The 25,901-nt window shown below is 63.5% G+C and carries 28 protein-coding genes and 4 pseudogenes; 15 read left to right on the top strand and 17 right to left on the bottom strand.

Going from position 1 to position 25,901, the window contains the following annotated elements:
* Positions 1-413: 413 nt before the first annotated feature.
* The 6 genes from H9L15_RS08770 to H9L15_RS08745 form a co-directional block, all read right to left on the bottom strand.
* Positions 414-863, bottom strand: a complete 450-nt coding sequence (locus H9L15_RS08770) for a MarR family winged helix-turn-helix transcriptional regulator (RefSeq protein WP_187713840.1) — start codon at positions 861-863, stop codon at positions 414-416.
* A gap of 131 nt (positions 864-994) precedes the next feature.
* Positions 995-1,177 carry a hypothetical protein gene (locus tag H9L15_RS08765; RefSeq protein WP_187713839.1) on the bottom strand — a complete coding sequence of 61 codons (183 nt, stop codon included), beginning with the start codon at positions 1,175-1,177 and terminating at the stop codon, positions 995-997.
* Between the two features lie 102 nt (positions 1,178-1,279).
* Complete coding sequence (locus H9L15_RS08760; RefSeq protein ID WP_187713838.1) at positions 1,280-1,759, bottom strand: MarR family transcriptional regulator; 480 nt, start codon at positions 1,757-1,759, stop codon at positions 1,280-1,282.
* 237 nt (positions 1,760-1,996) lie between these two features.
* Positions 1,997-2,359 carry a hypothetical protein gene (locus H9L15_RS08755; protein WP_187713837.1) on the bottom strand — a complete coding sequence of 121 codons (363 nt, stop codon included), beginning with the start codon at positions 2,357-2,359 and terminating at the stop codon, positions 1,997-1,999.
* A 204-nt stretch (positions 2,360-2,563) separates the two neighbouring features.
* Positions 2,564-3,244, bottom strand: coding sequence for a TorF family putative porin (locus H9L15_RS08750; RefSeq protein WP_187713836.1), 681 nt, complete (start codon positions 3,242-3,244; stop codon positions 2,564-2,566).
* Between the two features lie 3 nt (positions 3,245-3,247).
* The gene (locus H9L15_RS08745) at positions 3,248-5,452 is read right to left on the bottom strand and encodes a putative bifunctional diguanylate cyclase/phosphodiesterase (protein ID WP_187713835.1); all 2,205 of its coding nucleotides are present in this window, start codon (positions 5,450-5,452) and stop codon (positions 3,248-3,250) included.
* Between the two features lie 264 nt (positions 5,453-5,716).
* On the opposite strand from H9L15_RS08745, the gene H9L15_RS08740 reads away from it, so the two are divergent.
* The 3 genes and pseudogenes from H9L15_RS08740 to H9L15_RS20340 all read left to right on the top strand — a co-directional run.
* On the top strand, positions 5,717-6,211 hold the full coding sequence (locus H9L15_RS08740; protein ID WP_187713834.1) for a hypothetical protein: 495 nt from the start codon (positions 5,717-5,719) through the stop codon (positions 6,209-6,211).
* A 205-nt stretch (positions 6,212-6,416) separates the two neighbouring features.
* The gene (locus H9L15_RS08735) at positions 6,417-6,761 is read left to right on the top strand and encodes a hypothetical protein (protein WP_187713833.1); all 345 of its coding nucleotides are present in this window, start codon (positions 6,417-6,419) and stop codon (positions 6,759-6,761) included.
* A gap of 105 nt (positions 6,762-6,866) precedes the next feature.
* A pseudogene (locus H9L15_RS20340) lies at positions 6,867-7,142 on the top strand (metallophosphoesterase); the annotation flags it as partial.
* A 35-nt stretch (positions 7,143-7,177) separates the two neighbouring features.
* Here the strand turns inward: H9L15_RS20340 and H9L15_RS17445 are convergent.
* Positions 7,178-7,408 (bottom strand): hypothetical protein, encoded by a 231-nt coding sequence (locus H9L15_RS17445; protein WP_223276722.1) that lies wholly within the window; start codon positions 7,406-7,408, stop codon positions 7,178-7,180.
* 35 nt (positions 7,409-7,443) lie between these two features.
* Between H9L15_RS17445 and H9L15_RS17440 the strand changes: the two genes are divergently transcribed.
* From H9L15_RS17440 to H9L15_RS08720, 4 genes are all read left to right on the top strand, one after another.
* The gene (locus tag H9L15_RS17440) at positions 7,444-7,647 is read left to right on the top strand and encodes a metallophosphoesterase family protein (RefSeq protein ID WP_223276721.1); all 204 of its coding nucleotides are present in this window, start codon (positions 7,444-7,446) and stop codon (positions 7,645-7,647) included.
* 73 nt (positions 7,648-7,720) lie between these two features.
* Positions 7,721-7,846, top strand: coding sequence for a hypothetical protein (locus H9L15_RS18810; RefSeq protein ID WP_262984758.1), 126 nt, complete (start codon positions 7,721-7,723; stop codon positions 7,844-7,846).
* Between the two features lie 595 nt (positions 7,847-8,441).
* Positions 8,442-8,669 (top strand): hypothetical protein, encoded by a 228-nt coding sequence (locus H9L15_RS08725; protein ID WP_187713832.1) that lies wholly within the window; start codon positions 8,442-8,444, stop codon positions 8,667-8,669.
* Positions 8,670-8,756: 87 nt separating this feature from the next.
* Positions 8,757-9,059: a hypothetical protein gene (locus H9L15_RS08720; RefSeq protein ID WP_187713831.1), complete on the top strand. Its 303-nt coding sequence runs from the start codon at positions 8,757-8,759 to the stop codon at positions 9,057-9,059.
* A 6-nt stretch (positions 9,060-9,065) separates the two neighbouring features.
* On the opposite strand, the pseudogene H9L15_RS20335 reads toward H9L15_RS08720, so the two are convergent.
* Positions 9,066-11,859, bottom strand: a pseudogene (locus H9L15_RS20335) (M16 family metallopeptidase).
* 624 nt (positions 11,860-12,483) lie between these two features.
* On the opposite strand from H9L15_RS20335, the gene H9L15_RS08710 reads away from it, so the two are divergent.
* The gene (locus tag H9L15_RS08710; RefSeq protein WP_187713830.1) at positions 12,484-14,013 is read left to right on the top strand and encodes a putative bifunctional diguanylate cyclase/phosphodiesterase; all 1,530 of its coding nucleotides are present in this window, start codon (positions 12,484-12,486) and stop codon (positions 14,011-14,013) included.
* A 260-nt stretch (positions 14,014-14,273) separates the two neighbouring features.
* Here H9L15_RS08710 and H9L15_RS08705 read toward each other — a convergent pair whose 3' ends face one another.
* Complete coding sequence (locus H9L15_RS08705) at positions 14,274-14,675, bottom strand: PilZ domain-containing protein (protein ID WP_187713829.1); 402 nt, start codon at positions 14,673-14,675, stop codon at positions 14,274-14,276.
* Positions 14,676-15,759: 1,084 nt separating this feature from the next.
* Between H9L15_RS08705 and H9L15_RS08700 the strand changes: the two genes are divergently transcribed.
* From H9L15_RS08700 to H9L15_RS08685, 4 genes are all read left to right on the top strand, one after another.
* The gene (locus tag H9L15_RS08700; RefSeq protein ID WP_187713828.1) at positions 15,760-16,164 is read left to right on the top strand and encodes a hypothetical protein; all 405 of its coding nucleotides are present in this window, start codon (positions 15,760-15,762) and stop codon (positions 16,162-16,164) included.
* Positions 16,165-16,436: 272 nt separating this feature from the next.
* Positions 16,437-16,715: a PilZ domain-containing protein gene (locus tag H9L15_RS08695; RefSeq protein WP_187713827.1), complete on the top strand. Its 279-nt coding sequence runs from the start codon at positions 16,437-16,439 to the stop codon at positions 16,713-16,715.
* A 28-nt stretch (positions 16,716-16,743) separates the two neighbouring features.
* Positions 16,744-17,151 carry a PilZ domain-containing protein gene (locus H9L15_RS08690; RefSeq protein ID WP_187713826.1) on the top strand — a complete coding sequence of 136 codons (408 nt, stop codon included), beginning with the start codon at positions 16,744-16,746 and terminating at the stop codon, positions 17,149-17,151.
* A complete protein-coding gene (locus H9L15_RS08685; RefSeq protein WP_187713825.1) occupies positions 17,148-17,393 on the top strand; it encodes a PilZ domain-containing protein in 246 nt (81 codons plus the stop codon). Before H9L15_RS08690 ends, H9L15_RS08685 begins: the two co-directional genes overlap by 4 nt.
* A gap of 34 nt (positions 17,394-17,427) precedes the next feature.
* Here H9L15_RS08685 and H9L15_RS08680 read toward each other — a convergent pair whose 3' ends face one another.
* Positions 17,428-17,580, bottom strand: a complete 153-nt coding sequence (locus H9L15_RS08680) for a hypothetical protein (protein WP_187713824.1) — start codon at positions 17,578-17,580, stop codon at positions 17,428-17,430.
* 780 nt (positions 17,581-18,360) lie between these two features.
* On the opposite strand from H9L15_RS08680, the gene H9L15_RS08675 reads away from it, so the two are divergent.
* Positions 18,361-18,564 carry a hypothetical protein gene (locus tag H9L15_RS08675; protein WP_187713823.1) on the top strand — a complete coding sequence of 68 codons (204 nt, stop codon included), beginning with the start codon at positions 18,361-18,363 and terminating at the stop codon, positions 18,562-18,564.
* Positions 18,561-18,764 (top strand): hypothetical protein, encoded by a 204-nt coding sequence (locus tag H9L15_RS08670; protein ID WP_187713822.1) that lies wholly within the window; start codon positions 18,561-18,563, stop codon positions 18,762-18,764. Before H9L15_RS08675 ends, H9L15_RS08670 begins: the two co-directional genes overlap by 4 nt.
* A gap of 762 nt (positions 18,765-19,526) precedes the next feature.
* On the opposite strand, the gene H9L15_RS08665 is transcribed toward H9L15_RS08670, so the two are convergent.
* On the bottom strand, positions 19,527-19,808 hold the full coding sequence (locus tag H9L15_RS08665; protein ID WP_187713821.1) for a MarR family winged helix-turn-helix transcriptional regulator: 282 nt from the start codon (positions 19,806-19,808) through the stop codon (positions 19,527-19,529).
* A gap of 153 nt (positions 19,809-19,961) precedes the next feature.
* Entirely contained in the window at positions 19,962-20,624 is a 663-nt protein-coding gene (locus tag H9L15_RS08660) for an acyl-homoserine-lactone synthase (RefSeq protein WP_187713820.1), read from the bottom strand.
* Between the two features lie 81 nt (positions 20,625-20,705).
* On the opposite strand from H9L15_RS08660, the pseudogene H9L15_RS08655 reads away from it, so the two are divergent.
* Positions 20,706-22,090: pseudogene (locus tag H9L15_RS08655) on the top strand (cytochrome P450).
* Here the strand turns inward: H9L15_RS08655 and H9L15_RS08645 are convergent.
* From H9L15_RS08645 to H9L15_RS08630, 5 genes and pseudogenes are all read right to left on the bottom strand, one after another.
* Complete coding sequence (locus H9L15_RS08645) at positions 22,087-22,881, bottom strand: LuxR family transcriptional regulator (RefSeq protein WP_187713818.1); 795 nt, start codon at positions 22,879-22,881, stop codon at positions 22,087-22,089. The pseudogene H9L15_RS08655 and the gene H9L15_RS08645 overlap by 4 nt on opposite strands.
* Positions 22,882-24,183: 1,302 nt before the next feature.
* The gene (locus tag H9L15_RS17435) at positions 24,184-24,324 is read right to left on the bottom strand and encodes a hypothetical protein (RefSeq protein ID WP_223276115.1); all 141 of its coding nucleotides are present in this window, start codon (positions 24,322-24,324) and stop codon (positions 24,184-24,186) included.
* Positions 24,325-24,353: 29 nt separating this feature from the next.
* Positions 24,354-24,410: pseudogene (locus H9L15_RS18800) on the bottom strand (hypothetical protein); the annotation flags it as partial.
* A 58-nt stretch (positions 24,411-24,468) separates the two neighbouring features.
* The gene (locus H9L15_RS08635) at positions 24,469-25,065 is read right to left on the bottom strand and encodes a polysaccharide biosynthesis/export family protein (protein ID WP_223276114.1); all 597 of its coding nucleotides are present in this window, start codon (positions 25,063-25,065) and stop codon (positions 24,469-24,471) included.
* Positions 25,066-25,445: 380 nt separating this feature from the next.
* The gene (locus tag H9L15_RS08630; RefSeq protein ID WP_187713817.1) at positions 25,446-25,637 is read right to left on the bottom strand and encodes a hypothetical protein; all 192 of its coding nucleotides are present in this window, start codon (positions 25,635-25,637) and stop codon (positions 25,446-25,448) included.
* Positions 25,638-25,901 lie beyond the last annotated feature (264 nt).

The raw sequence follows: 25,901 nt of genomic DNA, 5'->3' as shown, positions 1-25,901 counted from the left end.
CGACGAGGCGCAGGAGAACCGGGCGTCCGGTGTCGTCCTTCCTCACCACTTCGCGCCGCTGCAGATCGCTTGGCGCGGTCCAATTTTCACGGCGCACTTGGACACTTCGCTCTATCCGGACGACCGCCTTGGCCTGCGGCGCCACGCGTGGCGGCGGTGCGGCGCTTTCAGCAAGAAGGAGCAGCAGAAACACCGCATTGCTATCGGGTCAGGCGGCTTTCCCAAACCCTGTCCATTGATCCGGATCGGAAGCAATTCGAACAATGCCGTGACGAGTTCAGGAGCCGCAGACTGGAGCGCGATCGGGGACCCGCGGAAGAAAAACGGGTGCCCCGAGCTGGCACCCGCGATTCGGCATCGCTGTAGGACTGACTTAGGGCCGCAGAGCTCGGCGGATCAATGACATATATGAATCAAATGACGGATAGGCGGTCAATATCGTCGAAATAGCCATCAATTGCTTGCCGGCCAGAATGGGTCAGCACGATGAAGACCTGGCGTCCATCGAGCGGGTGACGTGCGCGTTCGACCAGGCCTTCACTCTCTAGCGCCTGGATCCACCGCAGGGTCGTAGTCAGTGCCGTCTGAGTCCGTTCGGACAGTCGAGAAATGGAGAGGCGCCGGTCCCCACTATCGGCGGCGTAAAGCTCAAGCAGCATGTCCCAGGCCGGGTCGGAGAAAAGCTTGCTGCTGAAGTGCTGGTCGCGGCGGAGGCGGGCCTGGAGAATCTGCCGGACCTTGCTTGCGCGGGTGGGCCGACTTCCCGGTGGAGTCGACACGTAATGTTCCTTCAGGACGTCCGGCGCCGCCGTGGGAAACAGGGTGGCGGGATTGAACTCCTTCCGTGCTGCAACCGCGGTCATGATTGAACTCCCTCGACCGTTTAAGACCGGGGTGTTGATTAACCACGTTGGGTAGGCCCTCGCTTAACGATCGGCCCATTTTGGGGAGAGTTTTGATCCAATTTGAACGGATCCGGCTCGTCACCGAAATCCTAGCCGTCGACTTGAGCGCTCAGCTCCTGCACGTCTTCGATCACTTGCTGGAGGCGGGCCCCGACGGCGGGGCTGGCGTCCCAACGATCGATGATGACGAGTGCTTGTTCAAGCAGCGCAAGCGCGCGTTGCATCGTCCAGTCCTCCGACGGATCGTCGGCTTCCTGACTGACTGCAGGCATACACGTAACCCCGAGCAGACGAGCGCGCTGAGGCCCAAAGTGCGCGCCGATCGAACCGCCCGATAATGCCTTAGCCCAAAAAAGGCTACAATTGTGTAAACCTTACTTTGTCTCAGAAAGATACACGGACAGGAGCGCTCGGCCCTTCTCGGTGAGGCTGACGAAATTCTGCCGCTTGTCGGTAGGATGCTCGCGCCGCTCCGCGAGCCCGTGATCTGACAAATAGTCGATCCACCTGAGGCCAGTCGACCGCGAAGCCCCTGAAAGCTCGCCAAGCCTCGACTGGGTGATCCGCTGCCGTCCCTCACTCAGAAACAATAGAAGCAGCATTTCCCACGCGGGTTCGGCGAACATCTGGCTACCAAAGATCGCAACGCGTTTTCGCCGGTTATCGAGTTCAACCCGCGCCTTGTCGACCAGGTCATTCCGCTCGGGGCCGTGGTCTCCAGCATCCGAAACGTCGTCCCCGCGGCCGGAGGGGTGGAGCTTGGCGAGGAGACGCCGAAGATCGTCGATGTCACGGGAATCCAGCGAGATGAGCCGGTGCTCATCGCTGGTTGGGCGCGGCCGTTCCCTGTTCATGACGTCGGTCGCTCCTCCGTCCACTCGCCTGCCACACGGCATGACGGGCGCACCATGATAAACCGAGCGATGCGACGGTAGTTTCAAGCGACGGGCGTCGCAACTCCCTGCACTCCTAGAATTCGCTAACCCCGAGTTGGTTGCGCGTTTGATTCCCGAGCGCTTCGCGGACCGCCGCCATGGGCGCATTGAAAGCCTGGGCCACGGCGCCGAACGCCGCCAGGGCGATTGCCGCCGCTACGGTCGCAATTCCTGCAAATTCGATTGCCCGGCCGGCAAGGCGGCTCGCGGCATGAGTATCGGACGGTCGTGGCGCGTGGCGGCGTTCGACAGGCCCTGCACCTTACCCGCCGCCGGGGCCTCGCCTGAAGTGTCGTTGAGCAGGGCAGTGAGGAATATAGGGTCCTGCGAGCGGAGCCCGGCGCGATGGCCCTTGTTCCAGGCGACGCGTGCCACGATCGTCTGGCGGCCGCGCCGGATTTCGACATAAGTCCCGCGGGCAGGTGGCTCGGCGCTCTGAACCCCGAGGCCATGAAGCGACACGTTGAGGATGCAGACGTCATGCCAAGCGGAAGAGCTCCGCATGCGCGCCCTGATCATTACTTTCTCTCTGTTCTCGCGAGGTTTCAACGCCGGCTTCCACGCAACGGCCGGCCCAACATCGGTCGGCTTCCAGGGAGCTGGATTTACCACCCGCACCTCATCGAGCGCCTTAACCAAAGCTCCGAAACGGAGAGGATTCGGTTGCCTATCCAGAGTCTTAGGCGAGAGCGTAGGCTGGCCTTGAGCGAACGCCGAGGATTTTCAAAATTGCATGAAGAGCGATGCGATCAAGCCATTCGAGCCCGCGTTGGTGCCGACATAGTCAAGGCCGATGCGCGCATTCGGCAACTCGGCGCCAAGGCCCATTGTCCAGCTCCACTTCGATCGACCATCAAGCGTATCCCAGGCGCCGCGTTCGCGCCCGAGCTCGACGTTGAGGAAGATAGGTGACTTGGGGACGGTATATTGGGCTGCCGTGAAAAGGTAGAGATTGCTGGTTCGCCGTCCAAGGTCGTCCTCGGTGCCCCGTTGCGACGGCGCAAAGCTCGCCCCGGCTTTTCCCGTCAGCGGTCCGACGTTCGCTTCGACGGACGCCGTTGCCTCAAACGCGTTGGTGCTGCTGTCGCCGGGATAACAATAAAACGTGCTCGACAAGTCGAGGCCGACTTTGTCGGAAAGCTGGACAGCATAGCCCACGGTAGCATCCAACTCGAGCTTGCCGGCGCCTTTGATCGTCGATGTCCAAAGTTCACCATAGGCACCGCTCTCAAGCTGCGCGCTCAGCGAGGCCTGGAACGCCGGCTTGCCACCCGACAAGGACACACCACGGTAGCGATAGTCGCTGACGATACCGGCCTCCGCCGACCAGTCCGCCGCCTCTGCGCGTTGCCCGTTGCCCACCGCGGCCAGGCCGAAGGCGATGGCAATGATGCCGCGGCGCATGGCTCAAGCCGCGCTGGAAATGGGTTTAGGTGAGTTGGCCGGAAGAAACTCGCCAAGCTCGATGGCGGGAAGCGCCCGCGAGAAATAATAGCCCTGCATTTCCTTGCAGCCAGCCACCTTGAGAAAGGCTTGCTGCTCGGCCGTTTCGACGCCCTCGGCAGCGACTTCGAGACCCATCACGTGACCCAGGGCCAGGACTGCCGAAATGATGTTTGCCGAGTCCGCGGTTTCGCCCAGGTGCTGAATGAAGCTGCGGTCGATCTTGATCTTGTCGACCTCGAACTTGCGCAAGTAGCTCAGGGATGAATAGCCGGTCCCGAAGTCATCGAGGACGATGGTGAACCCGGCTTTGCGGAGTTTCGCCAACGTCTCCCGCACTTTGTCGTCATCGTCGAGAAGGACGCGCTCGGTGACTTCGAGCTGGAGGACCCTGGGATCTGCTCCCGTTGATCGAATGATGCCCGCAAGCGTGTCGTAAAAGCCGTTCGAGCGGATCTGGAGCGGCGACAGGTTGATGGCGATGAACAGGCCAGGCCAGCGCAGTGACTGGACGCACGCCTGGCGGAAAACCCACTCACCCAAGGGGAGGATCAGGCCCGTCTCCTCAGCGACCGGGACGAATTGTTCGGGCGCGATCATGCCCCGTTGCGGATGGTCCCATCGGACCAGCGCTTCCAAGCCGATGACTTTCCCGTCACTCGCGACCTGCGGCTGGTAATGCAGGCAAAGCCCATGTCCGCTCGCAAGCGCCGCCCGCAGATCCTCTTCGATGCGCCCGCGCAGACGGACATGATCATCCATGTGCGGCTCGAACAGGCAGTAGGTATTCCGGCCTGCGTCCTTCGCATTGTAAAGTGCAATGTCGGCTTTGCGGACGAGCTCGAGACGGTCATTCTTCTCAACGGAGCTGATGACGATCCCGATACTGACGCCAACGTGCACCGTGTTGCCGATGAGCGTGAACGGCTGATTGATCTCGGTGAGGATCCGCCGCGCCAGCCTATGAAGGTCTGCGGGCCGGCAATTCTCGATGAGGATCGCGAATTCATCCCCGCCGAGGCGGCTCACTGTGTCGGCTTCGCGGGTCAAGCCGGCGAGACGAACGCCAAGCTCGCGAATGAGGGCGTCGCCTGCCTGGTGACCCAGGGTGTCATTGACGTTCTTGAAGCGGTCAAGATCGAGCAGCATTACGGCCAGCTTGCAGTCCCGCTTGGCGAGCGCATGGTCGAGCCGATCTTCAAACAGGGCCCGGTTCGGAAGTCCGGTGAGACTGTCATGGAAGGCGAGGTGCTGAGCTTGCGCGCGGCTTGCTTCGAGCTCGAGGCGGCTTCGAAACAGCCTGAGCAGGAGCAGGCCGATCAGGACGCCAATGAGTCCCAGGGCGACGATGAGCACGGGACTCATCTTGTCCTCGACCTCTTCGCCCGGTTCGAACGGCGCCCAGTCGAGGTAACCGATGACCGCGCCGCCTCGCCCGGCGATCGGCAACGAGGCGGTCTCGGCGCGCTCCGACGTGAACCGCGGCGCATCAATGCCGTAAAGCTCGGTCAGCTCGCTGAGAAAACTGCCGTCGAGGTAGCGCACCGACACGTGCAGAAATTCCGAGCCGGGGCGCTGGGGAACATTGCCCGTCTCCGACACGATTGGCTTGACGCTGATGATGGCGGGATGGCCGGCGACCAGCGCGAAGTCGGTCGCTCCGATTGTTTTTCCGCGGCTCCCTTCGGGCGCGAGGTAGCCCGTCGTCAATTTCCGGCGGAGACCATCGGCGAGCTTGAGTACGGGGCCGGCAACCCTGGCGAAAGACGCCGGTCTCGCGCGCCGTCCCGCCTGCATGGCGTAAACGGCCTTGTCTTGGGCATTGAGCAAATAGGTTTCGTCGTGCCTGTAGTACGTGTGGAACCAGATCCCGAGGTTATTATCCAGCCACAGAGGGTCGAGAGGTGTCTTTCGCACCTGCACGACGGCGTCGTCCCAGAACGTCGAGGCTTCCTGGTCGACGGCCACGTCGTCCATGGTTTCCCGGACGGCAATGCGAACAAGCCGGTCCTGCCGCTCGAGCGCGATCCGGTCCGATTCCGAGGTTGAAAAGTGGAGGATCGTTCCAACCATCGCGGCCAACAAGGCAAGCGTCAGCGCTGCGGGAAGGACAACGGCGCGAGCCAGTGCCGGCAGAAGCTCGCGGGAGCAAGTCAGGGACCATTTCATCCGCGCCGGATTACGGAAATGTTGGTTAACGCTATCCGAGGGGTCGATCCGAAACGGAGCATAATCGAGTTTCGCCCTGGCTCGCCAACCATCGGCCTCGCCCATTGCTGACGGAGCCGGAAAAAGCCTTATACTCCTGACTCATACGCGTTGCATTGGGACGCCGATGGTTGACGACCTACGCTCGAGCCGACGGGCCAGAAGTCTGCTGGCGGCGAAGCTGCGCGCGCCTGGCGCCCCGTCCGGAATGTCACGATCAGGAACATGTCGGTCACCGGCGCCCTGATAGAATGCGACGTGCCTCCCAGGATTGCGACGGAGATCGAGTTGGTCCGGGGAGAGCTTTGCGCCGCCGGCTCGGTCATGTGGCGTAATTCCACCGAGTGTGGCGTCCAATTTTTGAAGCCCATCGAGCTTGCCGCCTGGCTCCCGAACGCCGAAGCCGAGCCGGCCGCTAACGAACCGAAGGCCGTACCTCGTCCCGTCCGCGGCGGGGATCACGATCCGCTTGGGCGCCTTGCGCCCCGAATCGTCGAGGAGCTGGACCATGTCGCGCGCCTGCTTGACGCACTGGGTGATGAGCTCATCGGCGACCCCTATGTCGTGGCCCGGCACGGCCTGCCACTTCAGCGTCTCGACCGGGCGACCCAGATCCTCGGGCACCTCGGCGCCATCATCCTGTCGGACGATCCCGAGCAGACGGTGTCCGCGATTGGGATGGAGGACTTGCGGAGGCGACTGCTTCGCAAGTCCCTCTGACGCCGGCCTCGGAGGTTGAGAATAGGCGGCAGGCGCGAGGGCGCTTTTGATCGCGAGGACCGAGCAGCGTCCTTGCATTGGGACAGCGGGATCGCCCAATGTACGGCAATTGGTGTATCGACCGTTGATATGGTTAGCCGGATGGCGTCACAGGGTGAGCGCCCGCCGGAGCCTTCGTCGTCGCCCGCTGCCCGTGGAACCAGTGATGTTTCGAATAGTCGCGTCCGTCCTGCTGATCGTCTCCGCGCCAGCTGCAGCGGGTCTGGAGGAGGTGCAAAGCCTGACGTGTGCGGGCGGCGACGTGCGCTTCACCGTGACGTTCGATGCAGAGTCGTCACGCGCGTCAGTGGCTAGCCGCGAGGGCATTGCGACATACAGCGTCGCACCCGACGGCCGCTTCCTGGCGTGGCGGCTGGACAACGACCAGGGACAGCCGCGCTATGTCATCATCGAGGGCGACCGGGTGAACGGCGACTTTGGCTGGTACTTCGAACCCCTCGACGGCAGCGGGCAACCGGCGCAGAAACGCGGGACCTGCCGGCCCTTGTAAAGCGGCGACGGCAAACTGTACTTCGGCCTTGAACCCGTTCGTTTTGCCCGCGCTTGCAAAACGCGCTGCCGTTAAGCCTAAAGCATGATTTGACGGCTATGGGCTGTGGCGGTCCTCCATCACCGAGTCCGCGTTGTTCATGCCCATCTTTCCCAGACTGCGACGGTCGCGGCCCGAGCTGCGCTACGGCGTGCCCGCGGGGTGTGCGTCTACGCGATTGGCGACGTGCATGGCTGCCTGGAGCCGCTGGAGCGGCTGCTGGAGAAAATTGAGCGCGACTTGCGGACTCACGACTTCCAGTCGCACCTGGTCCTTCTCGGCGACTTGATCGACCGCGGGCCGCAGTCTGCCGGAGTGATCGAGCGGCTCCGCCATGCCCCGGCGCCGGTGGACCGGGTCCATTTCGTAATGGGCAATCACGAAGAGTCGATGCTGAACTGCCTGGCGGCGATATCCGCGCGTACGAACCATGGCTGCGCTACGGCGGTGTCGAAACGCTGCAAAGCTACGGGCTGGACAGCCACGATATCCTCGCCGAGGGGTTCGATGTCGGCGCGGCGATCAAGGCGGCCGTCCCCGCGTCCCACCGCAACTTCATTCGCAAGTTCAAGGACCAGGTGCGGATTGGTGACTGCCTGTTTGTTCATGCCGGCATCCGGCCAGGCATCCCCTCGACCAGCAGGTGCCGGCGGACTTGCACTGGATCCGCAAGGAATTCCTCGGCGATGCAAGCGATCACGGCGTGACGGTCATTCACGGCCACACCATCGTGCCGAGGGTGCAGGTCAGGACGAACCGGGTGGCGGTGGACACCGGCTGCTACCTGACGGGCGAGCTGAGCGCGGTACGCGTCGAACGCACGGCGGTCAGCATATTGACGAGCTGAGGGTGCGCCATGCCAGCGACTGCGTGTCCAAAAAGGACATGCGCGCGCGACGGCGAGCGCGTATGCTGCCGCGATGAGTATGAGTGCGCGCTCACGGAGCGACGAGCAAAGTCACTATTTCGCGGCGTTGAACATGATGGCGGAGCTGTCGAGCGCGCTTGCCAGCCTGGATGCGCCGGACGCCGCCGCGCCGGACTGAATGAGCTCACCGCGATGTGCCGGGCGGATTTCGAAGCACGGTTCGGGCGGGACCGGAGCGCTGCTGCACGGCGCCGCTGAGGGCTGATCACTGCCGGCGTCACGCTAACGGTGACTTTGCGCACTGCTGACTTTTTCTGGCTGCACGAATGCCCACAACCACTGCAAATGCTGCCCGCTCTGTCACGTCAAAAAGTCGCGGATTTTAGCCGTTTCTTTGACCCGGCAAGCGCATTTTGCTATAGTATGATGGCTGCAGCGTTGCTGCCGCCTTCCCTAAAATGGGGCGGACCAAACAGGAGCGGACACTCCTGCCTGGCCCTGACCATCACCGTCTTCGTGGAGACGAAAATGGCTACATGGCATTTACGGCCAAGGCGTCTGCTCGCCAAGGTGTTACGCTCCTCGGCAGCCCTGGTTGAGCCCGAATTCGACCGGTCCGAATGGGACAGCTGCTGGCATGACTATCGCGCCGCCTGCGCGTTGCTGCGCCAGCACGACAAAGATCATTACCGCCCGGCGCTCGCCACGATGGACCGGGAGCTTGCGACCATGTCGAATGGCCTCGGGCAGTCGCGACCGAAAGGGTGCGGCGCATGCTTTTCGACAAGCACTGCATTGCCGCCATCGAGGATCGCGGAGATGAGCTGGGCGCGCGCCTGCACGGCTGGCTCCACCGGCTCCTGGCCGCCCCCTCGCCGTCAATCGTCGAGCTGGCGATCAAGCTGAAGCTCATCCGCGACCTCGGCGCGGTTGATGAGCCCTGGCGTGCTGCCCTTGTCGCCATCGCGAATGACGCAAGCCGGCTGGCGGACCGTCTCTAAGGGCCGGTCACGAGCGCGTTTCGGGAACAGCGCCCCAACCGGGACAGGAGCGTCCAGGAGCAAATTGAGCTGGAAGGGAGTCGAACGGTGCCGAGCGGACTGCTGGTTTATTCGATGATTGCGCGCCATGGCGCGGCCATCGACAGGCTGAAGCGGGACATGTTGGCGGAAGAAAGCCATGAAGCGCTGCTCGTCTTCCTGGCTTACGATGCAGCCGGGTTTCTCTACGCGTTCCTGATTGCCACGGGCAACGACGTGTCACCCCGCGACAGAACACTTCGTAATGCGCTGCAAGCCGCAATCATCGAGGTGCTTGAGAAGCACGGCATCAACCCCTCCACCTTCTGCGTCTGGCCCGACATTGCCGCGCCAGTGAAGAGCCTGTCCTGACGCTCCTCAGCCTGCGGGCACCAGCTCGACGGGAAGCCCGATGAGGTCGAGCTGTGGCTTCAGCTTTGCAGCGTCCCCGACGACCACCCACAGGAATTTTTCCGGGTTGATCGCTTGGCGCGCGGCCTGGTTCACCGCCGCTGCTGTCAGCGCATGGTACTTCGCCGGCAATTGCTCGTAATAGTCATCGGGGCGCGCGTAAAAGTCATTTGACTGCAGCGCCCCAGCACCGACGCCGTCGTCTCGAACGACCCGGGCAATGACTTCACATTGTCGTTGACCGTCCGCTCCAGCTCTGCCGCCGTCGCCCCCTTGGCGCCGAGGAAGTCGCGGTAGTCGGACAGCAGCGCCGCCAGCGACTCTCCGGTCCGGTCGGCCTGGACCGGTGCGCTGACCTGGTAGACGACGGCATGTTCCCGGCGGCCGATGCCGGCGCGGACTCCGTACGACCAGCCCCTGGTTTCGCGGAGGTCCATGTTGATCCTCGACAGGAAGGAACCGCCGACGACGTCACTGGCCACGTCGAGTGACAGGATCTCCGCCTTGGGATCGACGGCGAGCAGCTGGGCGCCAATGATCTGGGACTGGGGAGACCCTTGCGATCGACGAGGAGGATGCGCGACGTTGCCGTCACGGCCGAGACGGGCGGCTTGATCCCGCTCATTCCCACTGGTTGCCACGTGCCCAGCGTTTGCTCGAGCAGCGGGGTAAGCGTGCTTAGCGGCATGTCGCTGACGATGAACAATTTCGCCTTGTCGGGCCGCAGCCACTGCGAATGGAACTGGACCAGGTCGTCCCTGGTCAGCGACTTGACCGTCTCCGCCGTCCCGGATCCCGTGGCTGGAAAACCGTAAAGAGATCCTTGGCCGTAAAGCGCCGGCGCAAGCACCCGAGCGGCCATTGCCCGGGATCACTCCCCTCGCTTGCGATGCGGGCAAGTTGCTGGGCGCGCATGCGCTCGAATTCACGTGGCGCAAACGCGGGCCGCTCGATGACATCGGCGAACAGAGCCAGCGCCGGGACGATGCTCGACGACAGCGTGCCCAGGCTGGCCGTGGTCCTGTCAGCATTCGACCCAATCCCGATCGACGCTCCGAGCTGCTCCTGCCGCTGCGCAATGTCCCTCGACGACAGGCTGGTCGTCCCTCCTTCAACATCGCGGTCGTCAGGGCCGCCAGCCCGAGCTTGGCTTTCGGATCTGCTGCAAAGCCGGCATCGATGCTGAGCGCCATTTGCGTCAGCGGCACATTGGTGCGGCGTGCGTAAAAGACGCCGATGCCGTTCGATAAGGTGATGCGCGATACTGACGGAAACGCCAGTTCGCTCAGCCCGGTCACCGGAGGCAACGCCCCGCGCTTGACGATTTTTTCCGGGGCTGATGGGTCAGCCGCCTTCCGGATGACAGGAGCTGACGCTTCGACATAGGGCTCCCGTTCGCCGGGGACCACGCTCAGGGCCAGGACGGGGCGCTTCAGCCACTTGGCCAGCGCCGTCCGGACCCCGGCGGGCGTTGCTGCAGCCATGGCCCGCATGTCCCTGGCAAAGTGGTTCGGGTCCCGCGAATACAGCTCTCCTTCCGCCAGTGTTGCCGCTTTGCCGCCCACCGTCTGGAGTCCGTTGACGGTATCGAGGACATTGCCCACGACGACGCGCTCAAGCTCCGCCGCAGTGGGCCCGCGCGAGATGTATTCATCGATGATGGCATCGAGACGACGGCCGACGGCATCCGGATCAGCGCCCGGCTTCACGTCCACCGTGACTTCGAACTGGCCCACCTCCGCATAGCTTTCAAGCGACGCCGTGACCCGCACCGCGAGCTGCTCGTCACGCACGAGCGCATTATCAAGCCTCGAGCTTGCAAGCCCGCCGAGCACTGCCGCCCCCATCGACAGCGGCACGCTGTCTTTGTCGTTCAGACCCGGGACAACCCAAGTGCGGTACAGCCGCGTGACAGGGACGTGATCCTTGAGGACAACCTTCAGGCGCTTCGAAAGCGTCGGCACCGGCGCGGCGATCGTCGTCGTCGCCGGACCCCGGGCGATATCGCCAAAGTATTTCTGAACGAGTGGCCTTGCCGTCGCCGCGTCAATGTCGCCAGCCAGCACAAGCACCGCGTTATTGGGTCCATAATGGTCCTTGAACCATTGCTTCACGTCCTGGAGGCTGGCGGCGCTCAAATCGGCCATCGAGCCGATCGTCGAGTGCCCGTAGGGATGGCCGGGCGCGAACAGCAGCTCCGTCTGCTTGTAGCTGACCAGCCCAAACGGCTTGTTGTCACCCTGCCTTTTCTCGTTTTGAACGACTCCGATCTGATTGCTGAGCTTGTCTGGAGTAACGGCGCCCAGCAGGTGGCCCATCCGGTCGGACTCCAGGTAGAGCGCCCGTTCAAGGGCCCGACCGGCACCGTCTCGAAATAGTTGGTCCTGTCGAACCAGGTTGAGCCGTTCAGCGCCGTTGCGCCGATCTGGGCCATCGGCTCGAACCAGTCACCGTCGGCGTTTTCGGAACCGTTGAACATCAAGTGCTCGAACAGATGCGCAAAGCCCGTCTTGCCCTTCGGCTCATGCTTCGACCCGACATCGTAATAAACGGAGAGCGCAACGACGGGCGCCTTCCTGTCGGTATGAACCAGCACGCGAAGGCCGTTGACCAACGTGAAACGCTCATATTGCAGAGGTGCCTTTTCAATCAGCGGCCGGACCGAGACGGTCTGTGAAGCCGCTGAGTGCGCGCTGGCCGTAACGGGCGACAAGGCGACGGCCAGGGCGACCGTGGCGGCGGAAACATTGAAGGAATTCATGACGGCTCCCACTCGCCGCGATTTGCGGCTCTATAAGGATGACGCTGGACAGCGCTGTTTCCGCAGCGCTTGGTCGGAGGCAACGACGAACGACATGATCCCTTCGACGGGAGGTCGCCGTCCCGACGCACGCTCGGACAAGCAGCGCGCGTGCCGCGGCCGCAAACATCAAACATCCGGAAACGGCATTCCCGCGCGTCTGGAGAGATGGGCAGTGCCCTTGTTATGAGTGTTCTGAGCCACTGCCGAGGGGAGGGCGGCAACCTCAGCGAAGCGTTGGCCGGGCGGCGCGAGTGAATGAAAACAGGCTCTCCTGTCTTCGCCAAGCCGTGCCCCGGCCCTCGTGAGTTACGAACCAAGAAAGCTGAGCGAAATTGGACAGTGTTGGTCGAGACGGACACGGCTTTCCGCCGCTCGACCCCGGTCAGCGCATGAGCGCCCGGGATTGCCGATCCACGCTCCGCTGGATGAAGCTCCCAGAGGTGTCGCGTACCCGGCCTGGCGGCTGGCCCAGACGACGCTAGCATTGCTCTCCGACCAGCGCGAATGCGAAAGCCGTTTGCTCCGAAACGGATGGATTCTGCAGAAAAAGCTTAACCGTTGTACCGTATCACTTGCGACGGGATGGCATACCGATGGAAACTCCTGTCGCCGATGGTTTCGGCAGCGATCGTCCTGATCGTTGTCACGAACTACCTCATTCTGCATATCGCCGGCCGGCCCGACGCATCCGCGAGCGAGCTGGCGTGGCTGCTTTTGCCCATCGCATTGCCGACGACCATCGTCGTTATCCTGGTCATGTCGTCGCTGTACCACGCGCTCCAGGAGGTGATCGGGGAGCTCGAACGCGGGCGGCTCGATGCCTTGTCACAGGCACAGCACGACCCCCTCACCGGGCTTGCCAACAAACGGCTGCTTCAGCAGCGCGTCGACCAAGCCATCAGTCGGTTCAACCGCGGCCGGGAAAAGTTTGCCGTACTGATGCTGGATCTCGATGATTTCAAACGCGTCAATGACTTGCTCGGCCACCAGTCGGGTGACGAATTGCTCCGTGAAGCGGCGGCCAGACTGGCGAGCCTCGTGCGCGACACAGACACGGTGGCGCGGTTCGGTGGTGACGAATTCCTGATCCTCCAGTCCACTGTTGATCGCCCAACGGACGTGCGCCGTCTCTGCGCTCGCATCAACGAGGACATGCAGCGCGCTTACCGCGTGGGTGACCGGGACGTCCGCTTGCCTGTGACCATTGGCGCCGTCCTGGCCAATGACGACCTGGGTGACGCGGCGGACTATGTCCGGGCCGCGGACATGGCGCTTTATGCCGCCAAGGCGGGCGGCAAAAACTGCTCCCGCTTCTTTTCGCAAGAGATGGACGCGCTGCTGCAGCGCCGCGACCGTCTCGAGACAGATCTGAAGCTAGCCCTGGCGACGGGTGAAGGGCTCAATGTTCATTTCCAGCCGCAGCTCGCCGCAGACGGCAAGGTGGTCGGGGCCGAAGCCCTGTTCCGCTGGACGCATTCCGAGTTCGGCGACATTGCGGCAGTCGAAGCGATTGCGATCGCCGAGGAGTGCCGGTTCATTGATATCCTGGCGGAGCGCGTGCTGCGCGACGCGGCGCGGTTTGCGCGCAGCTGGCCATCGCTGTCGGTCGCGGTGAACATGTCGCCGGCGCAATTCACTGGCTCGCGGGACCTGGCGGCTGAGCTTGGCCGCATTGTCAGTGAGGAGGGCGTCAGCCCATCGCAGATTGAGCTCGAGATCACGGAGCGTTTGCTGGTCACCGACGAGGATGACTGCGAAAAGCAGATCGCCTCCCTGCGTAACCTGGGCTTCAGGGTTGCGCTCGATGATTTCGGTACGGGCTATTCCTCCCTGAATTATCTGCGCCGGTTCAAAGTCGACCGCCTCAAGCTCGACCGCACGTTCGCGCTCAATGCCGAGATCAACGAAAGCGTGGCCATTGTCCGCGCGGCTGTCGGCCTCGCCCATTCGCTCGGGCTCGACGTCATCGCCGAAGGGATTGAAACTAAGCTTCAGGAGCGCGTCGCATTCGAGGCCGGGTGTGACGCGGTGCAAGGCAATTTCTACGCCGCGCCAATGACCGCAACGGCCTTCGCGGCCTTTCTGGACTCGCAGGATAGCGCCGCGGCCTAAATCACCAGGCCGCCAAGTCCCTCGTTCGCCTGTCAATCTATCGGTGCGGAATATTGCCCTTCAAACGTCTGGACCATTGAGCCCTCGGCTCGGCACGGAGGCGTCAAGGTCCCGAAGTACCCCAATGACGAAAAGGGTGTAACGCATTCACCCTTTCCTCCGTGCCACGCGATCAGCCCGGCGAACCTCCGCGACATGAACCCCGGCGCAAGTGCTAAGCGCGATCAACCGGTGCCTGGGACGTGCAGCGATGATGCTGACTAGCCAGCTGTCTCGTGATCCGATGCGGTCGGGTAACGCTCTACGATCTCGGCTTCGCCCAACGCATCCAGATCGGGAGTACTCGACCTGGCGGCTGTCCAGCGTGCAAGCGCTGCGGCCGTCAACGGCAGCTCAAATGCGACCCCCGCGTGGAATGAATTGGTCCATCGGAGGGTATAGTGCAGCGGCGGCAGGTCGGGCAGCCGCAAAATGACTTTGCCCAGCCGGCGAATGGGCGTCAGGGTCCGCAGCCTCGCTCCGCCCTCCGAAATATTGTCGAGGAAGCCGGCATATTGCCGCTTACCGATCCGGATACGAGCGCGGCACTGGACATCGAGACGCGGGAAGCGGCGGCGGTTTTCCGTTGATGTGAACCAGGTGCTCGGATCCGAGTGATACATGTGGCGCTCCCCTTGGACGCTCCATCTGCACAGCCTCCGACCAAGTTACTCTTAACAACTCATCCGGAACGGTGAGGTCTGAACGCGCGCCATCGCCTCGCGATGAGCTCGCCCTACAGTCCATTTTGCGGATGCTAGCCAAACCGGGCTGCGGCCAATGCCACCGGGCAGTTCCAAAGGGACGGCCTGGCTCGAGACCCACTCAACACCGGTCTCTAGCTATAGTTCGCGCAGTAAGGGAATGTAAACTAGGTTTTACATATTGTCGCTGCGGAGCCCGCTTCGATGCGCAAACTCAGGGCGGGCTCCAACGCGTCTCGACTTGGTGATCTCGCTGCCAATGTCCCTTTGTCGCACCGACGCACGGCCGGGCGGATTCGACTAGGTTCAGCGCCCCGTGGGGCGATCCGGAAAATACCGTCCTTCAGAGTCGATGGAGTCCACAGCGACCTCTTCCTCCGACCCCTCGATCGGCACGTACCCTTCTTCCGGTCTCAGCAACTCGACGCGCTTCTTGTAAGTTGGCTGAATCATACGATCCGTCCGCATGTCGTATCTGCTGAAGCTGGCGACTTTCACCATGCACGCCTCCCGGGCTTTCCCGCCCGATTATTCGTGACAAGCCGAGTTGACAACGGTTGCCAGGCGGGCTGAGCGGTCCGGTTCGAATTTGGGTGCTCTGGCCGGACCGCTCCCCGCCGCGGAGGGCGGGCTCTTGCGATGACTCGAGCGTCGCTGAACGATCCCATTCGCAAAAGCCGGGGAACATGACGGTCGCGCAACAAATCTCAACGTTAAATTGACTTTACACCATTCTCAGCCGCGCCCAAGACAGTTGCCGCCAAGCCGGCCATGCCCAAGCCAGCCGCGCCCAAGCCAGCCACTGGCAAGGCCCCAGCCAAGCGCCGCGGGCGTCCGCCCAAGTCCTAAGGGACGCGCCTGGGGGCGCCTTCAGTAGCGGCAAGCGAGTGGCTTTTCCGCGTCCCATGGCAGGGCGAAGGCGATCCACGAGCGCGAAGCCGCCCTCGCCTTTCGGGCGTTTGGGGCGTGGAGGCGGCATGGCCGGATTGAGCTGCTGGGCAATTTGCACGCGCCCAGGATCCCGATTTTCTCATTCCGCGTTCGCGACGGCCGTGGCGGCTTCATTCACCAGCAACTGGTGACGCGGCTGCTGAGCGACGGGCACGGCGTCCAGGCGCGGGGCGGCTGCGCTTGCGCCGGGCCCTACGCGCACCGGCTGCTGGACATCGACGAGGAGCAGTCGGCCGGGATCTGGGATGCGGTCCGGACCGGCAATGAAATGGAAAAGCCTGGCTGGACCCGGGTCAACTTCCATTTCGCAATGTCCGACGCGGAAGCGGACGCCATCATTGGCGCCGTCGTCGACGTGGCCGAGCGGGCCGACCAATTGGCGCCAAGCTATGCGGCCGTCACGCGGTCCGCGCGGTTCGCGTTTGACGCCAAGCTGGCCCGGGCACAGAGGCGCTAGGACGCGCGCGCCCCGTACAGACAGCCCTGGCCCCTGCCCTCGAGCGTCGCAATTCCAACCGTTCCGGATCAACAGGAAAGCCAGCGGTAAGCTTTCTTGACATAGGTCAATGGCGTCCCGCCGGTTTACTCGACATTTCCCGGCGGACACTTTTCCTATTCGGGCGGTCTGGGTCATTCCGGGCCGCTCAAACGGAGGCGACGGCAAGTCATGAGTAGCTTCACCAACCGTGCCCGCCCCGGCTTCCGCGAGGCCAGCGCACCGCCGTTTCGATGCCGGCGTCGATCACGACGATGAGCGCTTACCAGTTTCCCGAGCTCATCGACATTTCCAAGACCGGCGCCAAGCTCAAGGGCTTGAGGCTGCCGCCGAAAGGGGCGACGGCCTTGCTCAAGACAGGGCCCCTCGAAGTCCTCTGCAAAGTCATGTGGGTCGAGGGTGAGCTTTGCGGCATTCGCTTCGACGAGGCCGTTTCGCCAGTGATCCTCGGCCGCGTCGAGCGCCAGGGCGCCGTCGAACTGCAGTCACCTTATGAGCCGGCGACAGTTTAGCGCCGGCTGTGTGGAGCATGGACGCGTCATGACGACCCCACGCAAACTTGCCCATCACCGCGTCGGCACGCCGTCCGAGCGTCGCCGACACGAGCGCCAGCTGGCGCTGCTGCGCGTCGCTTTGCTTCATGCTGGCGGCGTGAGCGACATTTGCGTTGTCCGCAACATCTCGGCCAGCGGCTTGTCGGCGCGGGCCTATCGACCGCTCAAGATCGGCGAAGCCGTGGACATTGAATTTCGCTCCGGCGAGCGCCTTTCCGGCACGGTGGTGTGGGAGCGCGAGCGGGACGTGGGAGTCGCCTTCCCCGAGCCCATCGACGTCGCCGCCGTGCTTTCCAACACGCGCACCCTCGAGCCGTCGAAGCGGCGCGCATTGCCGCGGATCAAGGTCGAGTGCCGGGGCGGCTTTCCACGCGGCTGCGGTCCATTGCCGTGACGCTGCAGGATATTTCGCAAGGCGGTGCGAGCCTGGCGATTGACGGTCCCATCGACCCGTCGGCGAACGTCCAGCTGCTGCTCCCCGACTTGCCGCCCGTGTCCGGCGTGGTGCGGTGGACGTCGGGCGCGACGGCCGGCGTGTCGTTCAATGAATGCGTTGCATTTGAGAAGCTGGCGCACTGGATCCAGGCGCACCGGGAAGCCGCGCCGGGTGCCGCGCCGTCGAGCCACCAGGCCTAACGGCTGGCGCGTCATGCGCTGAAGCGCATGAGCATTACCGACGCGCCAGGGCCGCCTCAGCGGCAAGCTTTTCATAGTGCAAAGCGACGACCCTCAAGTGCCTGCGCAGCGCCTGGTCCGTCACCCTTTGGGCCAATTCACGCACATGGTCGGCCTTGCGGCGATAGTAATCCGGTTTGACGTACACCACTGGTCTTTTCGGAAAGGGTTGGGGGCGAAGCGAGCGGAACGAACCTGTCCCTGAACCGCGTCTGCGGGTCGAGGTTCCGCGCGCCGTGATGCTGTTTCGAACTGGTCCAATGGCAGCAAGGTTGATCCACCTCGGGGCCCGGTAGCCGGGCTTCAGCGTGTCGAAGCACGCCGTACATCGCGGCACTTGGGGTGGCGGCTGACGTGGCTTTGCAACGCGGCGGCGAACGCACTGGATGTCTGGTGCTCGACTTTACGTAAAGTTTGCTTTACTACACGCCAGTCATGTGTCGAACCGGCGACCGAGGAGCCGAGCATGGACGAACGCTTGCTTTACGCGGCCATCGTGATCCTGGTGTTTGGCTATCTCGCCGGCCTGAGTGTCTACGGCTTGGCCGCCACCATGCGCCGCCGCTGAGCCTGGCTAAGCGCTGCGCACGCGCCCCCGCGTTACGCCGCTAGACCAACCGTCGCCGTGAACTCCAGAAGGGCGCGACTGGGCCGGGCAGGTGCTGGCGCTGCGCCGGGCTTGGAGGGGTGCCGCCAAGCCGGGCCAGACGGGAGCGGTCCAGGCGCCGAGTGGGTGCTCTTGTCCGGACCGCCCCCACCCCTGGAGGCATTGGGGTGCCTTGATCCAGGGCCCTGGGCACGCCGTCCACGTCGCTCGACGCCGGGACGAGGCGCCCAATATTCCGATACGAGATTCGCACCCTCATGTGAACTTTACTTTACAACAAAATGAGGCAACTTTGCCGCCGAAAGCATGGTGGCGGGACGGGTGTCGGGATTGACGTTGCAAGGGACAATGGCGGCGCTGCTGGTCATGGCGGCGTTGCTGGTCATGGCAGCGCTGCTGGCCTGGCAAGGCGCTGGCCGCCGTGCGCGCATGGAGCAATGTTTGCAGGACACGGGGTCACGCCAGCTGTGCGCGCGCATGGATGCTATGGGCAAGCTGCCGGCGGGCGGGGCGCAGTCGCGGTGAACGCCAATTTCAAAGCCCCAGGCGATGGCCAGTCGACGTTGTTCGAAGCGGCGTGCCGGGAGCGGGAGCGGGCACGCCGGGCGCTGGTCGGCACAGTGCTGCTGACGGCCATTGCGACGCTGGTCATTTTCGTCATGGGCATGGCCGTGACGCAAAGCGACGTGACGTGGGCGGTGATGCGGGCGCTGCTTGGGCGGTAACGCGCGGCTGGCGAATGAGGCATGCGGGACTTTGCTGCGCCAGCGTTTGGCGGCGCGGCGCGGCGGGGTTTTTAGGGCTGCTGGCGGCGGCGACGGCGGCGCGAAAGCGCCAATAGTCACTTTGCACACTTTTGTGCTTTTTGCCGCCGCGCTGACTGCGCCGCTTGTCGGTCAGAGCGGCATTGGCGCTCCGAAAGTGCCCACCTTGACATGGAGAAACTGCAGGGGAGCAAGACTGTAGGGTTGGTTCCTGCTCGGTGGGACCAGTCCCTCTTTGCTCCCCTGCACGACCGCTGCCGAACCGCTCGGTCGTGAACGGACTTTGACCCGCGTTGAGCGCCCGGTCATTCCCGGTAGTTACCGGGTGCCAGCCACGTCATGACGCACGAAAACAGGGCCGGCGCGACCCCGGCATTGCCCGCGCGCGTGTCGCACCCACCCTCGCCGGCGGCGCTTGCCCCCGTGAACAATCGGCAGGCCGGATGACAAGTTATGTTTTCCAGCGTAACTGCGCGCGTTCAAGTCTGGAGGTCGGCGTGTATCCTGGTGCATCCGCCGGGGTGAGCAAAACGACTTGCCCCGCTACCCGTTGAGCAGGCGGCCAAGGCGCTCGAGCACATGGAAGCCGCCCTGCAAATCCTCGACGACTGCAAGCTGTCCGCCATTGCCGGGGCCCGCCTCGACCATGCCATCGAAGTGCTTCGCGAAGAGATCGGCAAGACCGCCGCGGACTAGCAGCGCCGCCTGGCCGGGCCGTGCCAGTCAATGCGTTTCGGCAAGGGTCTCCGACAGGTAAAGCTCAAGCGCGTCACGCGCCGCGGCGGTCAAGTGAACGTGCATGCGGTCCGGGCTGGTCGAATGCGCAACGCGCTCGACATGCCCCTCGTCCGTCAAAACGTTCAGCCAGCGCAACGTGACGCTCGGCGACACCCCCGACAGCCCCGTCAAGTTGGTGATGGTCGGGCCGTCGTTGTGCTGCTCGCCAATGTAAATGGCCAGCAATATCTCCCAGCCCGGCTCCCCGAACAGGTCCCTTCCGAACATGTCCGTCCGCTTGCGCCTATGTTCGAGGATCTGCCTCGCCCGCCTGACCAGTGGCCCTCGTGCGTCCCGTCCGAGTGCTTGCGGACGAGTGACAACCGCCCGAATGCGCGTGCGGTCCTGGAGGCGGCGCGACGCGTCATTCCGGCCCCGCCGTCATGCGGCTTGCCGTTCCGGCTCGGGCGCCTGGAGCACGGCACAGCCGATCTTGAGCCGCGCGCGCATTGTCGAAAGCGTCGCCGGCGACACGTTAATCTGCAGCGCCTGCAGCTGCTGCCCCATCCACGGGGTGGGTAGGCCCAGCGGAGTGACGGGCCAGCCGACGGAGAGAAGCGCCGGGACGCGTTGCGCCTCGGTCACCAAAGTATAGCGCGTGATGGCATTGAGGAGCGCAAACTCGACCAGCGCGAGCGACAGCAGCCGGTGGACCCTGACCACCGACGTCCCGGCAATGGCCGTTGGACGGCTGACCAGCCGCGAGATCTCCCAGCAGTCGTCGCCACGCGGCACGGGCCCCGCGCAAAGCTCGCCGAACAGATCCGACAGCATGTGCGGGCCCACGGTGGGCAGTAGCCGCACCGACCCCTCGTGGTCGCCGTTTTCGAGCGACCGCACCAGCAAGTAGACGGCGCGGTGATCGTCGAAGTCGTCGACCTCCAGCCAGCTGCACGCTGACGCCAATTTCCACCCCAGAGTATCGACAAACACGCGCTTGCGGTCCTGGTGCATCTGCATCAGCGGCGCCGCGAAATTGAGCCGTTGCTCGGGCAGGACAAGTTCGACTTTCACGACACCGTCAATGCCCCGCCAGCGGCACATGATCATCCCCGGTAGTTACCGGGTCCGCGTGACGCGCGTGCGCCTGTTAGGGTCTGACCCAGCATCACCGGAGACCAGTCGATGAACGCCCCGAACCTCAACCTTGCGGTGACACGGCCTGACCCGGTGCGCCTCCGCCCGGACTTTCCCACGGTATCGCGTGACCGGCTGGCGGGCATCCCCGGCCGCAAGGGCCTGCCGTTCCTCGGCGTCCTGCCCGAAGCCGTCAGCAACCCCTACGCGTTCAGCAAAGCCATGTATGAGCGCTTTGGGCCCATTCATCGCTTCTACGCCTGCGGCAACTGGAACGTTCAGCTCGTCGGCCCCGAGGCCAACGAGTTTGTCCTGTTCGACCGCGACGCCAATTTTTCCGCGTTCGGCGGCTGGCAGCCCGTGTTCGGCCGCCACTTCGACGGCGGCCTGCTGCTGCGCGATGGCGATGATCATCGCTGGCACCGCAAGTTGATTGCCTCGGCGTTCAAGCAGGACCAGCTTCAATCCTATTTGTCGACGTTCGCCGGCAACATCGCGCAGCTGGCGCCCGGCGCCTCGACCCCGGTGCTCGAGGCTTACGAGTTTGCGCAACAGCTGACCTTCGCCAACGGCTATTCCGCCTTCCTCGGCCGTGACGCGCGTGATGCCACCCGCAATGACCTGCTCGCCTTTCGCTACATGATGCGCTCAGCGACGGCCGTGTCGCCCTGGGCGTTGCCCGGGACGGCGCATGCGCGCGCCAATTGGGCAAAGCGTCACATCGCGCGGCTGCTTGAGCCTCTGTTCGACACCGAGCCCAGCCCGGAACGGACGGACCTGGCGGCGGCGCTAGTGCGAATGTACCGCTCCGGGCTGCTCGACCGCCGCGAGGTCCTGGCCCACTTGACGTTCACCATCGCGGCCTCGTTCGATGCCTTGTCGTCGGGGACCGTCTCGACACTCCATTACCTGTCCCGCGACCTTCAGTGGCAGGCGCGGGTCCGCGACGAGCTTTGCGCGGCGATCCCGTCGCCTGCCGCCATCACCATTGTCCAGCTGCAAGCGTGCCAGCTGAGCGAATGGGCATTCAAGGAAGCGTTGCGGCTCAATGCCGCCGCCCCCGTGCTGTGGCGCCGCGCGGTGCGTGACGTCGAGTTCGAGGGCACGCGCTGCCCGCCGGCACGGTCGTCGGCGTCAACCCCATGCTGACCCACTTGCTGGACGGCCTGTGGGCGGATCCTCACCGCTTCGACCCGGACCGCTTTGGCCCCGAGCCAAGCCGGCTCCGTCATCGCTACGCTTACGTGCCGTTTGGCGGTGGCGCTCACGGCTGCCTCGGCGCCAATTTCGCGTCTCTCCAGGTCCGGGCTCTGCTACGTACGCTGCTCGAGCGGTTCGAAATTCGGCCCGCCGACGACCGCCCGCAGCAATGGTACCATTGGCCAAACTGCCGCCCGGTGGGCGGCATGCGCCTGGCGCTGCGCCCGCTCTAGTCGATCACTTCCGAAAAGCAGATCTCGCTCTGGAACAGAGCGCGCACGATCAGCTGGGTGCGCGTCGCGACGGAGTAGCGGCGCTTGGCCGCTTCCATGTGCTCATTGACCGTCTTGGGCCTGATGCTGAGCAGCTCGGCAATGACGCTGTCGCTTTTCCCGCGCGCTGCAAAAAGCACGCAGTCGCGCTGGCGGTCGGTCAGCGGCGCCGGGACCACGTACTCCTCGCTCGACCGTGTGTCGCGAAGGAGGATCTGGCGGGCGGCTTCGAATGAAAAGCACCCGAGCGCCTGCGCCGCCGGCAGGTTCCGGACCGGCAGGGACTCCCGCCGCCTGACGGCAAAGTGGCATGACCCGAATGTTTCGCCGGGCACGTGATTGGGGACCGTGTATCCCTCGGCCAGGCCGTGGCGCGCAGCCCCCAGCATGTAGGCCCTCTCGCGCGCCCCAAGCGGCACGTGGCGGTCGAGGTCGCTCCACAGAAAACCCGACGACGCCCGCTCCGCAGCGCGCAGCACGGGCTCGCGGAAGGCTTCGTCTTCCCGGATCTTGGCAAGCCACTCGATGGGGTAGTCGGACAGGCGGACCTTGTCGTTCGACGGGCGCCCGAACCGAATGTGGTGGACAATGGCAAAGTAATCGAAGCCGAGCTGGCGCGTCGTTTGCGACACGGCGTCCCGTAAAGCGGTCATGTCGCTGATCGATGCGACCGCGGTCGCGAACTCCTGGACCGCTTCGAAGCCGGCATGCCGGCTGGTCCGGATGATGCCGCCGTGCGCCGGTTGTGCCATGCCCCTTCCGGTCACGAGCGGGCGGCTCCCCGTGGCATGAGGCACGCGTGGTTTGTTTCCTTGCTCGGCAGAAGCAACCGGTCAGTCGTGCGACGTCTCCTTCCAGGGTGGCGGGGTCGTCTCTCCCGTTCATGGCCTCGCGAAGCTCGCTTGCAACTATAGACGCACGATGGCGCGCTTTCCGCAATAATGAATTGCGGCGGGTTGCGAAATTGACGTGGCCGTAGGGCCAGGCGGCCTTGAGGGGACACGCTTCCGGTAGGCCAGTTCAATCGCTCACGAAGGCTAACCGCCTTCTCAGCCGGACGTTTGACACTTTCATCCTGATCTGCCGGTCCGCCTGCCTGAGGACACTCGGGGCCATCTCGCACTGCAGCGAATGGCGGTCAGCAATCGCGTCCATATTCTGTGCGGACTCGATATCGCGCCCGGTGACGCTCTTCGAGCTGGGGTTAGTTAGATAAACGTGGACCCGGTTCCCACACGTTCCAGACGCATGACGATGCGGTGATCGATCAGGTAATCGAGCGCGGCAAGGCTTTTGCCGATGCCGGCGCTTCCGGCTTGTCGTCACGCGCCTCGCCGAGTTGCGGCAGATCGAGCGCATGGCTCGCAATGTACGATTGCCGCTCAAGATAATCGCCTTTCCAGGAGCGCCCTCAAAATCGGAATGGGCCAGTGTCGGCGTAGCGCGGATCAGCCACGGGCCGTTCCCGCATCGCACGTTGATGGCGGTGCTCGAAGGACATGGCTCGCGAAGTCATTCTGTTGCCGATCGGAGGCCTGGCACGCAGCGCTTGTCGCGAAGATCCACGAAACCACCCAAAGACGTGCGGCGGCAAGTGATGGCCCGCCGTCGACACAATATTCGTGCCGCACCCATGGCAGCGGTAAATGCCTGAATGGGGCGCCGCAGTCGCCGGGGCGTGCAGTTGGTCGAACGCTGCGCTGTTGCTGTGGGTCAGGAATTGCTGGTGTTTGTAAACGGCCATGTTGGGTCTCCAGGCAGGTCTCCCGGCGCGAAGCTGGCCACCGCCATGGCCACCCTCCCGTGGCCGCCCCGCCTCACCCCATGGAGACGTCCCACCCGGCGAAAGCCGCATTGGCAAATGCGCTTATGCGGGCCCTCCAGGCAGGGCCGCGCCGCACAGGCATGCGCGGCCAATTGGGCCCGCCGCGTTCAAAGTCACTTTTCACATTATTGCGCTGGCGGCTGTTTGAAACACATGCCACCGCCGTCGCGTCGCTTTTCTTTTTCAAAATTTGAGACTGCCGCGCGGGGTAGCCAGCACAAAAGTGCGTTTAGTTACTATTGGCCGTGGCCCGCTGTTTGGCGCTCACCCGCCGCGTCCCCAACGCTTCCACAATGGCGTCGGCGCCAGCCTTGGCGCCGTCCGGCAAATTGGCATTGCGAAACTCGGGCAGGATTTTTTCCGCGAGCATTGCCTGCAGCGCGCGTCCGTCAAAATTGCCCGCGCGCCGTCGCCCGTCGCGATCCGGACTCTGCGTTCATTTGGCGCGACCAGCACGACCGTGCCGTCATCATAGCCGCGCCGTTGCTGGCACCCGTTCAGCCCAATCGCGCTCCTACGGCATCACGAGTGTATCCCCGCTCTGGATCAAGGGCGCGTTCAGTCCGGAGAGGTGGGATACATCGCCTTTGAGGGCAGCGCCGAGCTTCGGCCGAAGAAATTGCATCTGCTGGCCATTCTTCCGCAGGATCGTGACACTCGAGACGTCCGCAAATTCCGTTGGTCCGCCAGCAATACCAATTGCCTCGAGGGCATTCACATACCTTCCCGGCGTAAAAGTACCCGGGCTCTTCACCTTGCCGATCACGGAAAACTGATAGCCCGAGGGGTTCTTCACGCTCACCGTGACCTGAGGCACTTCGCCGCGATACTGGGGGCGCAAGGCGGCGGTGATGTACCGCTCAAGGTCAGCAGGAAGTTGCCCTGCAGCTACGATTTGGCCGGCAAGGGGGAAAGCGAACGAGCCGTCAGGCAGCACCCTGACCGTGCGCTGAAGGCGCTCATCGCCCCAAACCATCACTTCCAGCTCGTCGCCTGGATTGATCCGATACGCAGGCCCAGCCTGCAGGGTTGATGGGGATTGCTGTGCGGAAACCGCGGACCAGCTACACGCGAACAAGGCCGCCGCTGCGATGCATGTCATCATTCTCATTCGCCAACCTACTCAACAAACTCAAAGACTTGCGTTCAGCGAGTCGCGGTTAATTGCGAATGAATGGCTTGTTGTCGGGAGCTTTATTTTGTGCGCTTGGCGCGCGCGTTGTCGACCGCTTGTTAGAATTGCAATAATCTTCGAGACTGGAACTCAGAGTTTTGCGGGGGCGGAGCTGTGAAGCTTTGGTACTGGGTGTTCATGCTTCCTTGGGCGCTCATCATGCTTTTGGGGATCGCAGTAATCCACGATTACGGTTTTGATGCCATCTTGCCTCTCGATGGTCCTGGCTACTGGGCTGAACTTGCGATCAAAGTGTTGATCTTGCTTTTCCCGGTTTACGCTTTTCCCTTTGCTCGAAAGACGAAACGGTTACGGTCCTAAAGTTTACCCGTCGACCCAAACTGGCAGTCCCCCACCAGGCCGAACGCATCCTCCAATTTGTTCGCCTCGTGCTCGCAGTCGTCTGCCAGGAACAAAAGATCGGCGACGACCTGATGATCGGCGGTATTGGTTGCAAGCTCCCGGAAATACGCTGCTCGTCTACGATAATCAGCGATGTACTCGGGCATCGCCAACGCAGAGCAGGGGAAGGGTTACTTTGACCTAAACCACCGCTCCGAAGTGGTGAGACTTTGCCTTGCCGCGGAACGGGTTCCGACCCAACTTGCCGCGACCGGGTCCGACCACTTACTGCCGCTAGAACTTCGTGCGGCCTCGTCGGTTATTGCCTGATGGACGACAATCCTGACCAGAAGACTATTCAAAATAAAACCTCGACCAAGACGGCTGCGTCTGGATCCGCTCAGCGAAAGGTCGCGCGATCTGGTGCGCGG

The organism is Sphingomonas daechungensis (assembly GCF_014489495.1).
Classification (GTDB): Bacteria; Pseudomonadota; Alphaproteobacteria; order Sphingomonadales; family Sphingomonadaceae; genus Sphingomicrobium; species Sphingomicrobium daechungense.
The sequence above is the reverse complement of the archived record's forward strand: the minus strand, read 5'-3'. Positions and strand labels throughout refer to the sequence as shown.

Excerpts from the sequence above, each read along its gene's own strand:
- H9L15_RS08705 (WP_187713829.1), bottom strand. The coding sequence starts at position 14,675 with ATGTATCACTCGGATCCGAGCACCTGGTTCACATCAACGGAAAACCGC.
- H9L15_RS08690 (WP_187713826.1), top strand. The coding sequence starts at position 16,744 with ATGACGACCCCACGCAAACTTGCCCATCACCGCGTCGGCACGCCGTCC.
- H9L15_RS08770 (WP_187713840.1), bottom strand. The coding sequence starts at position 863 with ATGACCGCGGTTGCAGCACGGAAGGAGTTCAATCCCGCCACCCTGTTT.
- H9L15_RS08695 (WP_187713827.1), top strand. The coding sequence starts at position 16,437 with ATGCCGGCGTCGATCACGACGATGAGCGCTTACCAGTTTCCCGAGCTC.
- H9L15_RS08745 (WP_187713835.1), bottom strand. The coding sequence starts at position 5,452 with ATGAAATGGTCCCTGACTTGCTCCCGCGAGCTTCTGCCGGCACTGGCT.
- H9L15_RS08735 (WP_187713833.1), top strand. The coding sequence starts at position 6,417 with ATGTTTCGAATAGTCGCGTCCGTCCTGCTGATCGTCTCCGCGCCAGCT.
- H9L15_RS08660 (WP_187713820.1), bottom strand. The coding sequence starts at position 20,624 with ATGTGCCGCTGGCGGGGCATTGACGGTGTCGTGAAAGTCGAACTTGTC.
- H9L15_RS08725 (WP_187713832.1), top strand. The coding sequence starts at position 8,442 with ATGCTTTTCGACAAGCACTGCATTGCCGCCATCGAGGATCGCGGAGAT.
- H9L15_RS08635 (WP_223276114.1), bottom strand. The coding sequence starts at position 25,065 with ATGAGAATGATGACATGCATCGCAGCGGCGGCCTTGTTCGCGTGTAGC.
- H9L15_RS08630 (WP_187713817.1), bottom strand. The coding sequence starts at position 25,637 with ATGCCCGAGTACATCGCTGATTATCGTAGACGAGCAGCGTATTTCCGG.
- H9L15_RS08755 (WP_187713837.1), bottom strand. The coding sequence starts at position 2,359 with ATGATCAGGGCGCGCATGCGGAGCTCTTCCGCTTGGCATGACGTCTGC.
- H9L15_RS17435 (WP_223276115.1), bottom strand. The coding sequence starts at position 24,324 with ATGCTCGCGGAAAAAATCCTGCCCGAGTTTCGCAATGCCAATTTGCCG.
- H9L15_RS08645 (WP_187713818.1), bottom strand. The coding sequence starts at position 22,881 with ATGGCACAACCGGCGCACGGCGGCATCATCCGGACCAGCCGGCATGCC.
- H9L15_RS08665 (WP_187713821.1), bottom strand. The coding sequence starts at position 19,808 with ATGTTCGGAAGGGACCTGTTCGGGGAGCCGGGCTGGGAGATATTGCTG.
- H9L15_RS08750 (WP_187713836.1), bottom strand. The coding sequence starts at position 3,244 with ATGCGCCGCGGCATCATTGCCATCGCCTTCGGCCTGGCCGCGGTGGGC.
- H9L15_RS08710 (WP_187713830.1), top strand. The coding sequence starts at position 12,484 with ATGGCATACCGATGGAAACTCCTGTCGCCGATGGTTTCGGCAGCGATC.
- H9L15_RS08740 (WP_187713834.1), top strand. The coding sequence starts at position 5,717 with ATGTCGGTCACCGGCGCCCTGATAGAATGCGACGTGCCTCCCAGGATT.
- H9L15_RS17445 (WP_223276722.1), bottom strand. The coding sequence starts at position 7,408 with ATGAACAAACAGGCAGTCACCAATCCGCACCTGGTCCTTGAACTTGCG.
- H9L15_RS08760 (WP_187713838.1), bottom strand. The coding sequence starts at position 1,759 with ATGAACAGGGAACGGCCGCGCCCAACCAGCGATGAGCACCGGCTCATC.
- H9L15_RS18810 (WP_262984758.1), top strand. The coding sequence starts at position 7,721 with ATGAGTATGAGTGCGCGCTCACGGAGCGACGAGCAAAGTCACTATTTC.
- H9L15_RS08765 (WP_187713839.1), bottom strand. The coding sequence starts at position 1,177 with ATGCCTGCAGTCAGTCAGGAAGCCGACGATCCGTCGGAGGACTGGACG.